The sequence below is a fragment of the Streptomyces sp. NPDC035033 genome (genome assembly GCF_040636735.1).
GTDB lineage: Bacteria > Actinomycetota > Actinomycetes > Streptomycetales > Streptomycetaceae > Streptomyces.
Genome location: NZ_JBEZUZ010000064.1, coordinates 35214 through 46096 on the forward strand (window position 1 = coordinate 35214; position 10883 = coordinate 46096).

The 10883-nt window shown below is 73.2% G+C and carries 11 protein-coding genes; 7 read left to right on the forward strand and 4 right to left on the reverse strand.

Annotated elements, in window-relative coordinates:
• Positions 1-11 precede the first annotated feature (11 nt).
• From AB0E83_RS24105 to AB0E83_RS24120, 4 genes are read left to right on the forward strand one after another with little or no spacing between them, the layout of a single operon-like run.
• Positions 12-959 carry a DUF916 domain-containing protein gene (locus AB0E83_RS24105; RefSeq protein ID WP_362115461.1) on the forward strand — a complete coding sequence of 316 codons (948 nt, stop codon included), beginning with the start codon at positions 12-14 and terminating at the stop codon, positions 957-959.
• A gap of 39 nt (positions 960-998) precedes the next feature.
• A complete protein-coding gene (gene era, locus AB0E83_RS24110; RefSeq protein ID WP_362115464.1) occupies positions 999-1949 on the forward strand; it encodes a GTPase Era in 951 nt (316 codons plus the stop codon).
• A 2-nt stretch (positions 1950-1951) separates the two neighbouring features.
• Positions 1952-2326 (forward strand): hypothetical protein, encoded by a 375-nt coding sequence (locus AB0E83_RS24115; protein WP_362115467.1) that lies wholly within the window; start codon positions 1952-1954, stop codon positions 2324-2326.
• Between the two features lie 22 nt (positions 2327-2348).
• Positions 2349-3362, forward strand: a complete 1014-nt coding sequence (locus AB0E83_RS24120; RefSeq protein ID WP_362115470.1) for a hypothetical protein — start codon at positions 2349-2351, stop codon at positions 3360-3362.
• 1 nt (position 3363) lies between these two features.
• Here AB0E83_RS24120 and AB0E83_RS24125 read toward each other — a convergent pair whose 3' ends face one another.
• On the reverse strand, positions 3364-3612 hold the full coding sequence (locus AB0E83_RS24125; RefSeq protein ID WP_362115473.1) for a protealysin inhibitor emfourin: 249 nt from the start codon (positions 3610-3612) through the stop codon (positions 3364-3366).
• Positions 3613-3633: 21 nt separating this feature from the next.
• On the reverse strand, positions 3634-4665 hold the full coding sequence (locus AB0E83_RS24130) for a M4 family metallopeptidase (protein WP_362115476.1): 1032 nt from the start codon (positions 4663-4665) through the stop codon (positions 3634-3636).
• Between the two features lie 297 nt (positions 4666-4962).
• On the opposite strand from AB0E83_RS24130, the gene leuA reads away from it, so the two are divergent.
• The 3 genes from leuA (at position 4963) to AB0E83_RS24145 (ending at position 9140) form a co-directional block, all read left to right on the forward strand.
• A complete protein-coding gene (gene leuA, locus AB0E83_RS24135) occupies positions 4963-6726 on the forward strand; it encodes a 2-isopropylmalate synthase (protein WP_362115479.1) in 1764 nt (587 codons plus the stop codon).
• A gap of 238 nt (positions 6727-6964) precedes the next feature.
• Positions 6965-8320, forward strand: coding sequence for a choice-of-anchor A family protein (locus tag AB0E83_RS24140; protein ID WP_362115482.1), 1356 nt, complete (start codon positions 6965-6967; stop codon positions 8318-8320).
• A 127-nt stretch (positions 8321-8447) separates the two neighbouring features.
• Positions 8448-9140: a TerB family tellurite resistance protein gene (locus tag AB0E83_RS24145; protein WP_362115485.1), complete on the forward strand. Its 693-nt coding sequence runs from the start codon at positions 8448-8450 to the stop codon at positions 9138-9140.
• A gap of 7 nt (positions 9141-9147) precedes the next feature.
• Here the strand turns inward: AB0E83_RS24145 and AB0E83_RS24150 are convergent, their stop codons facing one another.
• Together AB0E83_RS24150 and AB0E83_RS24155 are read right to left on the reverse strand one after the other, a co-directional pair.
• Complete coding sequence (locus AB0E83_RS24150; RefSeq protein WP_362115488.1) at positions 9148-10518, reverse strand: FAD-binding oxidoreductase; 1371 nt, start codon at positions 10516-10518, stop codon at positions 9148-9150.
• A gap of 79 nt (positions 10519-10597) precedes the next feature.
• A partial coding sequence (locus tag AB0E83_RS24155; RefSeq protein WP_362115491.1) for a helix-turn-helix transcriptional regulator occupies positions 10598-10883 on the reverse strand: 286 nt, incomplete at its 5' end.

Here is a 10883-nt window from a genome sequence, read left to right on the forward strand (position 1 = left end):
GGGTCCGCACCGTGCGACGCAAGCTGTACGCCCTCCTCCTGAGCGCCGTCCCGCTGCTCCTCGGGGCCCCGGCCGCCCAGGCCGCCGAGAACGGCGAGTGGGCCGTCTACCCGGCCGCCGCCCGGCTCGGCGAACGCCCCTACTTCGTCCTCACCGCCGATCCCGGCGCCACCCTCCGCGACGAGGTCACCGTCGCCAACAAGACGGCCGCCCCGCTCACCTTCCGGCTCTACGGGGCCGACGCCTACAACACCGAACGCGACGGCGGCTTCGCCGTCCGCACCCTGAAGGAGGAACAGACCGGCGCCGGCGCCTGGATCACCCCCGAGCGCACCACCGTCACCGTCCCGCCCCGCTCCGCCGTCACCGTCCCCTTCACCCTCGCCGTCCCCGCCGACGCCGACCCCGGCGACCACCCCGGCGCGCTGGTCGCCCTCGACGAACGGATCACCCCCGGCGGCGGGGGCGCCGTCGCCATGGGCGTCCAGCGGGCCGTCGCCGCCCGCGTCTACCTCAAGGTCAGCGGCCCGGCCGTGCCCGCCCTCGCCGTCGAGGACGTCACCCTGGAACAGGACCGGCCGCTCGTCCCCGGCACCCGGGACTCCACAGCCCTCGTCACGTACACCCTCCACAACCGCGGCAACGTCACCCTCAGCCCCAGGGTCGTCCTCAGCGCCGAGGGGCTCTTCGGCCGGACCCTGCTCGCACGCGACCTCGACCGGCTGCCGTCCGAGCTGCTGCCCCGGCAGCGGATCCGGCTGACCGAGCGGTGGACCGGCTCGCCGCAGCTCGACCGGGGCGTGGTGACCCTCACCGCCACCGCGAAGGACGTCCGCGAGAGCGCCACCGTCTCCTTCCTCGCCCTCCCTTGGCTGCTCGCCGCGGTGCTGCTCCTCGCCGCCGCCGGGGGCCTCGCCGCCCGCCGGATCCGGCGCCGCCGGGCCCGGCCGGGGCACTGATGTACGTGGGGCGGCCGCTCATCGGGGACAATGGCCCCCATGAGCGTGCGCCGTGATGAGACCGATGAGAACACCGCCCCCCACCGGGCGGGCTTCGCCTGCTTTGTCGGGCGCCCCAACGCGGGCAAGTCCACCCTCACCAACGCGCTGGTCGGCCAGAAGGTGGCGATCACCTCCAACCGCCCCCAGACCACCCGGCACACCGTGCGCGGCATCGTGCACCGGCCGGACGCCCAGCTGATCCTGGTCGACACCCCCGGCCTCCACAAGCCGCGCACCCTCCTCGGCGAGCGGCTCAACGACGTCGTCCGCACCACCTGGGCCGAGGTCGACGTGATCGGCTTCTGCCTGCCCGCCGACCAGAAGCTCGGCCCCGGCGACCGCTTCATCGCCAAGGAGCTCGCCGGGATCAAGAAGACCCCCAAGGTCGCCATCGTCACCAAGACCGACCTGGTCGACTCCAAGACCCTCGCCGAGCAGCTGATCGCCATCGACCGGCTCGGCAAGGAGCTCGGCATCGAGTGGGCCGAGATCGTGCCCGTCTCCGCCGTCGGCGACAAGCAGGTCCAGCTCGTCGCCGACCTGCTCATCCCGCTCCTCCCGGAGTCCCCGCCGCTCTACCCGGAGGGCGACCTCACGGACGAGCCGGAGCAGGTCATGGTCGCCGAGCTGATCCGCGAGGCCGCGCTCGAAGGCGTCCGCGACGAGCTGCCGCACTCCATCGCGGTCGTCGTCGAGGAGATGATCCCGCGCGAGGGCCGCCCCGCGGACCGGCCGCTGCTCGACATCCACGCCAACGTGTACATCGAGCGCCCCAGCCAGAAGGGCATCATCATCGGCCCCAAGGGCAGCCGCCTGAAGGAGGTCGGGATGAAGTCCCGCAAGCACATCGAGGCGCTCCTCGGCACCCCGGTCTTCCTCGACCTGCACGTCAAGGTCGCCAAGGACTGGCAGCGCGACCCCAAGCAGCTCCGCCGCCTGGGCTTCTAGCGGTGCTCGACACCGCGACGGAACGCTTCGCCGACGCGGCGGCCGCCCTGCCGCCCGCCGCCCTCGCCACCGCCTGGGACCGCATGGTCGACGACCGGTCCCGGGGCGGCCGGGAGGCGTCCCGCGCGGCGCGGCCGTCGGCGGCGCGGGACTCGGCGCTCGTGCACCGGGTCCGCTCGGCGCTGCTGCCCCGCGCCGACGAGCTGAACGGCCACCTCGACGGCCTCCACTCCGACGCGAAGTCCGCGATCTGCATCGCCTCCCGCGCGGTCCTCACGCGCGGGAGGCTCACCCCGGAGCAGTACGCCCTCCTCACCGCGCCCTTCACCGCCCTCGGCGTCCCCGCGCCCCCGCACCCGACCATGGACCTGCCCTGAACCGGCGTGCCAGCATGACGCCGTGACGAAGATCAGCAAGGGGGAGGACCTGCCGGACTCCGGGCAGACAGGGCAGGCCGGACCCGTTCCGCTGGACATCCCGGGCGTCGGCAAGTCGTCGGGCGCGGGTACGGATACGGGTTCGGCTGCGGGCTCGGGTTCGGGCTCGGGTACGGGTTCGGCCGCGGGCCGGGGCGCCGACTCGGGTTCGGCTGCGGGCTCGGGTTCGGGCTCCGCCGCGGGCGGCGCACCGGCCGTCGGGGCCGGCTCGCCGGGGGAGGACCTCGCGCGGCCCCCGCGCCGGGTCGACGCGGCGGACGGCGGATGGTGGGCGGAGCTGATCGTTCCCTCGCCCGAGGCCCCGGGGCCCGAGGCGGCCGCGGCCGCCGGGCTCCTCGCCGGCGAGTTCGAGCCCCTCGTGTACACCGGCAGGGACGACGCCAAGTTCGCCATGGAGGAGAAGCCCCCGCCCGGTTACGTCCTGGTCGAGTACGCCTGGAAGGGTCGTTTCTTCTCCCTGCACTCCATCGACTGGAACGGCAGGGAGGCCGTCTCGCTCGGGGGCGCGCACGTGCCCCGCGGGTCCGGGCGGCGGGTGATGTGGTGCGACAGCCTGTACCCGCTGCGTTTCGCCGTCTCCTGCGGGGACCACGACGACTGGGTGGTCGTGGTCCGGCCGGTGAGCGGGGTGCGCGAGCTCGGCCGGGGAGCCACCGGACGGGGCTCCGACGTGCTGCTCCACACGGGGCCCGCCGCCGAACTGGTCTCCCGGCTGCGACCGGCGAAGGAGCAGGGCTCCCTGAGCGTCCGGGGTCACGGGCCGCGCCGCCCCGGCGCTCCCGCCCCGTTCCCGCACACGCTGGCGAGCGGCTACGACCGGAGCCCGAAGGACAGGCGGGCACTGCCCGAGGGGCCCCTCTTCGTGGAGGTCGCCGAAGCCTGGGGCGACTGGTCCCTGGAGGTCCGGGACCCCGGTGAGGCCCCGCCCGCCGAGGAGAAGCGCCCCGGCTTCTGGAGCCGCCTGTTCGGGCGGTAGGTCAGGCGCCTTCCTTGAGAACCCTCGTCACGAGGGTCCGCTGGGCGTCTGTGAGGTGGGGGTCGGCGCACCGCACGGTCCGGCCGTCGACGGTGATCTCGTACGCGAAGCCGTCCGGGACCACCCGGACGGCCTCCGGGCCGGTGAGGACGGCGGAGGCCAGGGACTCCCACTCGGGGCCCGAGACCTCCACCTCCGCCGACCGCTCGATGCCCGCGAAACCACCGGTGCGCCGCACTCGAATCCGCATGGGGACTGTCTACCAGCCGGCTCAGTCGACCGGCAGGCCCACGGCCGCCCACGCCTTCGTCACGGCCTGGAGCTCCGCCGCGTCGCCGTACCGGGCCTTCGCCGCCGCCGCGGTCGCCGCCGCGAACTCGGTGAACCGCGTCTCCGGGGTCAGCGCGCCGCCCGTCATGACGTCGTACCAGATCTGCCCGGCCCGCTCCCAGGCGTTGCCGCCCAGCTCGGTCGCCAGCAGGTGGAAGGCGCGGTTGGGGATGCCGGAGTTGATGTGGACGCCGCCGTTGTCCCGGCTGGTGCGGACGTAGTCGTCCATGTGGCCGGGCTGCGGGTCCTTGCCGAGGACGTCGTCGTCGTACGCGGTCCCCGGCTCCTTCATCGAGCGCAGCGCCGTGCCCCGGTCGACGCCCGGGCCGAGCAGCCCGGCGCCGATCAGCCAGTCCGCCTCGGCGGCGCTCTGGCCGAGGGCGTACTGCTTGACCAGCGCGCCGAAGACGTCGGAGACGGACTCGTTGAGCGCGCCGGACTGCCCGTAGTACTCCAGGTTCGCCGTGTGCTGGGTGAAGCCGTGGGCGAGCTCGTGGCCGATGACGTCGACCGGGAGGGTGAAGTCGAGGAAGAGGTCGCCGTCGCCGTCGCCGAAGACCATCTGGCTGCCGTCCCAGAAGGCGTTGGCGTAGTCGACGCCGTAGTGGACGGTCGCGTCCAGGGGCATGCCGGTCCCGTCCATCGAGTCCCGGCCGTAGACCTGCAGAAAGAGGTCGAAGGTGGCGCCGAGGCCGGCGTGGGCGCGGTTGACGGTCGCGTCCCCGACGGGGGCGTCGCCCTCGGCGCGGACCTTGCGCCCGGGCAGGGTCTCGGTGTGCTCGGCGTCGTAGACGGTGCGCTTGGGGGTGCCGGTGGGCACGGACGCGGGCTGCGTGGCCCGCAGGGTGGTCATCCGGCGGCGGGTGCGGAGGGCGGAGTCGGCCTGGAGGGTGCGCTGGGCGGACTCGTGGCCGTCCTGGGCCAGCTTGTCGAGGATGTGGGGCGGGACGATGGTGCAGAAGACGGAGGTCATACCCGGCAATGTGGCACTGCGCGACACACCTGTCACGAGGTGTGACGAGGATTGGCGAAATGGAGTGATGGGCCACCTTTCGGCCTTGACGTCGGCGCCGTCCCGCATACTGGAACAGGACGTCCGCCTTCCTCGGACCTGGGCTATGGTGACGCACATCATGCGTTTCGGGCTGCTTCTCCTTAGCTGCCGCGGCGAGGGCCTGTAGTCGTAGGCCGACCCCCTCCCCGCGGGTTTCGGTGTTGCGTTCGACAGTCGGCCGTCCCTTCCAAGGACACCCCCGAGGAGCCCTACGCAATGTCTCAGTCGCCCTTCGTCAGCCGCCCGACGCCGGTCACCAACGCGACGCACACCCAGAAGCCGTCCGGGATGCCGATCCACAAGTACGGCCGGTACGAGGCCGTCGAGATCCCCGACCGCACCTGGCCCGAGCAGCGGATCACCAAGGCGCCCCGCTGGCTGTCGACCGACCTGCGCGACGGCAACCAGGCCCTGATCGACCCGATGTCGCCGGCCCGCAAGCGCGAGATGTTCGACCTGCTGGTACGCCTGGGCTACAAGGAGATCGAGGTCGGCTTCCCGTCCTCCGGCGAGACCGACTTCGCCTTCGTCCGCTCCATCATCGAAGAGGGCGCGATCCCGGACGACGTCACCATCTCCGTCCTGACCCAGGCCCGCGAGGACCTGATCGAGCGGACCGTGGAGTCCCTGGTCGGCGCCAAGCGCGCCACCGTCCACCTGTACAACGCCACCGCGCCGACCTTCCGCCGGGTCGTCTTCCGCGGCTCCAAGGACGACATCAAGCAGATCGCCGTCGACGGCACCCGCCTGGTGATGGAGTACGCCGAGAAGCTGCTGGGCCCGGAGACCGTCTTCGGCTACCAGTACAGCCCGGAGATCTTCACCGACACCGAGCTGGACTTCGCCCTGGAGGTCTGCGAGGCGGTCTGCGACGTGTGGCAGCCCGGCCCCGGCCGCGAGATCATCCTCAACCTGCCCGCCACCGTGGAGCGTTCGACACCGTCCACGCACGCGGACCGCTTCGAGTGGATGTCCCGCCACCTGACCCGCCGCGAGTACGTCTGCCTGTCCGTGCACCCGCACAACGACCGCGGCACCGCCGTCGCCGCCGCCGAGCTGGCCCTGATGGCCGGCGCCGACCGCATCGAGGGCTGCCTGTTCGGCCAGGGCGAGCGGACCGGCAACGTCGACCTGGTCACCCTGGGCATGAACCTGTTCAGCCAGGGCGTCGACCCGCAGATCGACTTCTCGCAGATCGACGAGATCCGCCGCACCAGCGAGTACTGCAACCAGATGGAGGTCCACCCGCGCCACCCCTACGCGGGCGACCTGGTCTACACCGCCTTCTCCGGCTCCCACCAGGACGCCATCAAGAAGGGCTTCGACGCCATGGAGGCCGACGCGGCCGCCCAGGGCAAGACCGTCGACGAGATCGAGTGGGCCGTGCCGTACCTGCCCATCGACCCCAAGGACGTCGGCCGCTCCTACGAGGCCGTCATCCGCGTCAACTCGCAGTCCGGCAAGGGCGGCATCGCGTACGTCCTGAAGAACGACCACAAGCTGGACCTGCCCCGCCGGATGCAGATCGAGTTCTCCCGGATCATCCAGGCCAAGACCGACGCCGAGGGCGGCGAGGTCACCCCGGCGCAGATCTGGTCCGTCTTCCAGGACGAGTACCTGCCCAACCCGGACAACGCCTGGGGGCGCATCCAGCTGCGCTCCGGCCAGTCCACCTCGGACACCGACGGCACGGACACGCTGCGCGTCGATGCGGTCGTCGACGGCGTCGACACCGTCCTGACCGGTTCCGGCAACGGTCCGATCTCCGCCTTCTTCGACGCCCTGCAGTCGATCGGCGTGGACGCCCGCCTGCTGGACTACCAGGAGCACACCATGAGCGAGGGCGCCTCCGCGCAGGCCGCCTCGTACATCGAGTGCGCCATCGACGGACGGGTGCTGTGGGGCATCGGCATCGACGCCAACACCACCCGCGCCTCCCTGAAGGCGGTCATCTCGGCGGTCAACCGCTCGGCCCGCTGACCTCCGGAATCTCACGCTCCGTGCGGCGCCCCGTTCCCTCGGTGAGGGGACGGGGCGCCGTCATATGTGAGGTGTGTCACGGTTTCAGGTTCGCTTAAGGAAGATCGTGGAGACATGCCGGAATCGGCGTCATATGCGGTGAGTTGACGGCACATCACGGCCTGGCGGATGGTACAGACCACTCCCCACGGGACCCCCCGCTTCTTCCCTCCCCGCACTCCCTGACCTGGAGTTCCGCATGCGCACGTCCGCTTCCGTGGCCACCGTCCTCGCGGTGACCGGAGCCGCCCTCGCCTGGGCCCCCGCCGCTTCCGCCACCACCACCGCGTGCGCGCCGAACCCGCTCGGCACGGCCGGGCTGTACGCGGAGTTCGTGGAGAAGGACTCGGTGCGCCACTCCGACTCCGAGGGCGCGGTCGCGGTCGGCGGCGACGCGGAGTTCGGCGACCCGAAGGCGCCCTCCGGCTTCTCCGTCGGCTACCGGCTCACCCCCGGCGACCTGGCCGAGCTCCCCGGCGGCCACAGCCTCGTCGTCGGCGGCACCCTCTCCGCCAACCAGGTCGTCCTCACCCGGGGCACCGGCATCGCCGGCAAGGTCGTGAACGCCTCCGGCGGCAAGAACTTCGGCGTCGACGGCCCGATCACCGAGGGCGCCTCCCCGGTCGACTTCGGCAAGGAGTTCACCGCCCTGCGGACCCTCTCGGCCGGCTGGGCGGGCCAGAAGCCCAACGGCACGGTCTCCGCCTCCGGCGACGGACTCTTCCTCGCCGGCACCGACACCGGCCTCAACGTCTTCGCCGTGGACGCCGCCGACCTCCAGAAGGCCCGCGCCATCACCCTGGACGTGCCCGTCGGCGCCTCCACCCTGGTGAACGTGCTCGGCGCCGCGTACGACATGAGCGCGCACGCCACCTACGGCGTCTACTACAAGAACGCCTCCGGCGGCCCCGCCGTCATCGACGACTACACCGTGCCGGACGCCTACCGGACGATCCGCTCCAAGCTGCTGTGGAACTTCCCGCAGGCCACCACCGTGAAGAAGAACCACACCTCCTGGCCCGGCACGATCCTCGCCCCGAACGCCACCGTCCACCTCGGCGGCCCGGGCGTCGGCCCCGGCCACGTCAACGGCGCCGTCATCGCCGAGAACCTGGTCAGCGTGCCCGGCGCCGAGACCCACCAGATGACCTTCGCCGGCTGCCTCCCGCAGGGCGAGACCCCCGGCCCGGCCGTCACCCCGGAGCCCCCGGAGCCGACCGAGACGCCGGTCCCCACCCCGCCGGCCACCACCGCGCCGCCCGCCACCCCGGCGCCCGGCGCCCCGGAGACCACCGGGCCCGCGCCGTCCGCGACGCCCGCCGCGACCACCTCCGGCGCCCCCTCCGCCACCCCCGCGGAGAGCGCCGGCGGCACCGCGCCCCCGGCCGCCCCCGAGGAGACCGGCGGGACGCCCTCCCCGGCCGCGACCACCCCGGAGGGTGATCTCGCGACGACGGGTTCGGCCATCGGACCCGGTGTCATCGGGGCGGCCGTCGGCGCCGTACTGATCGGCGGAGCCGTCCTGGCCTTCGCGAAGCGCCGCCGCCGGGCCTGAACCACCGGTGTCGTGTCTCGGCCATCTCCGGGGCGAAGTACGGACGAGGTGCTGACGTCCCCTCGAAGATGTGGCTAACATCACGCCAACGCACCGGCAGTGCAGCCGGGCCGTTGAGGAGGTGCGCGTGCGTTCTGCCAGGAAAACGCGTGGTGGGAAGCTGACCGTCTGCGGAATCCGCACCTCCTGGAACACGATCGGCGACGGCGACTTCTTCTGCGAGGAGTGCGGCGGCGACCGCAACTACCGGCGCCGCACCGGCCGCCGCCGGTTCGCCGTCCTCGGCGTCCCGCTGCTGCCCCGGGGCTGTACCGGCCCCGTGGTGGAGTGCGCCGCCTGCCGCACCCACTTCGGCACCGAGGTGCTGGAACGGCCGACCACCGGCCGCTTCTCGGCGATGCTCCGGGACGCCGTCCACACCGTCGCCCTCGCCGTGCTCGCGGCCGGCGGCACCGGCTCCCGCGAGGTCCTGGACCGGGCCGTGCACGCCGTCCGGTCCGCCGGGTACGCCGACTGCACGGCCGTCCAGCTCGTCGACCTGGTCGAGGCGCTGGAGGCCGACACCGGGCGGTTCATGCCCGAGATCAACCCCGAGGGCGCCCTCCTCGCCATCGAGATCCACGAGGCCGTCGCCCCGCTCACCCCGCACCTGGAGCCCGCCGGGCGGGAGGCGCTGCTGCTCCAGGCGGCCCGGATCGCGCTCGCCGACGGCGGCTACAGCCCGGCCGAGCAGGAGGTCCTGGGCACCGTCGGGACGGCCCTCGGCCTCCCGCCCGAGAACGTCCTGCGGCTCCTCGCCTCCGCCCGCACGGTGCCGTGACCGCCCCTCACGGGACGATGTTCTGGTTGAGCCGGAACACGTTGTCGGGGTCGTAGCGGCGCTTCACCTCCCGCAGCCGGCCGTAGTTCTGCCGGTAGTTGACCCGGACCCGGTCCTGGTCGTCGGTGTCCATGAAGTTCACGTACTCGCCGGCCTCGGTGTGCGGCCGCAGCGCCCGGTCGTAGGCGCGGGTCCACGCCACGTTCGCGGCCGTGCCGGACGGGTCGGTCCAGGTCGCGCCGATGGAGTGCGAGACGTCCGCGTCCCGGTAGGCGAAGGCGGTCTCCTCCGGCCCCGTCCGGTGGCAGGCGCCGTCGATCGGGAAGAGCGCGGTGTCCGACTCCATGGTCGGCATGGTCGCGCCGTACTCGACGTGCGCGGCGACCGCCCCGGCGGACAGGCCGCGGCTGAACTTCCCCTTCCAGTAGTGGTACAGCCCGGCGGGCAGCTGCTCGTCGAAGAGGGTGTTGACCAGCGGGTACGGCATCCGCTCCAGGAACCGGCCCAGCACCGGGCCCAGCCCGTCGAGGAGGGCCAGGACCTCGTCGTCCCGGTCGCGCGGGCCGCTGAAGCAGGTGAAGGCGGCGCAGATCGGGCGCCCGTGCCAGCGCTCCGGCAGGAACGGTTCCTCCGGGCCGAGGGCCAGCACCATGATGATGTTCAGCTCCTCCGGCGCGGCGGTGACCGCCTCGTACCAGGCGCGGATCACCGCCGGGTCCAGCGGGTAGCAGGTCATCCCGCCGAGCACGTCGGTCACCGGGTGCAGCCGGTAGCGGAACTCGGTCACCACCCCGAAGTTCCCGCCGCCGCCGCGCAGCGCCCAGAACAGGTCGGGCCGGCGCTCGGCGTCGCAGGAGACGAGGGTGCCGTCGGCGGTGACGACTTCCGCGCCGACGAGGTTGTCGCAGCTCAGCCCGTACCGGCGGGAGAGGTGGCCCATGCCGCCGCCGAGGGTGAGGCCGGCGATCCCGGTCGTGGAGATCACCCCGCCGGTGGTGGCGAGCCCGAAGGCGTGGGCGGCGTGGTTGAAGTCGCCCCAGGTGGCGCCGCCGCCGGCCCGGGCCGTCCGGGCCTCCGGGTCGACCCGTACCTCCCGCATCGGGGAGAGGTCCACCACCAGCCCGTCGTCGACCGTGCCGAAGCCGGCGACCGAGTGGGAGCCGCCGCGGACGGCGAGCGGGAGGCCGTGCTCCCGCGCGTGGCGGACCGCCGCGATCACGTCGCCGGCGTCCACGGCGCGGACGACGACGGCGGGCCGGCGGTCGTGCAGGGCGTTGTAGACCCGCCGGGACTCCTCGTACGAGGGGTGGCCGGGGGTGACGACGGTGCCGCGCACGGCACCGCGGAGCGCGTCCAGGGTCTCCGTCGATGTGGTCATGCTCCCGGTGTACGCGGGCGGTCCGGGCGGCCGCATCGCCCGTTCCGCCCATGTCGCGGGCCGGGCCCGGATGGGCCGTTCAGACCAGGCCGTGCGCGAAGGCCCAGGCGGTGGCGGCGGCGCGGGAGGAGACGCCCAGCTTGGCGAAGACGTTGTTGAGGTGCCGGGCGACGGTGTGCTCGGAGATGACGAGGGCGCGGGCGACGCCCTTGTTCGTCGCGCCCCCGGCGACCAGCCGCAGCACCTCGGCCTCGCGGGCGGTCAGCCCGCCGGGCAGCCGGGGCCGGGCCGCCGCGGGGCGGATCGAGAGGGCGGGGGCGGGGGGGGGGTGGTGGCGCCGCGGGGAGTAAGGCCGTTGGCTCGGC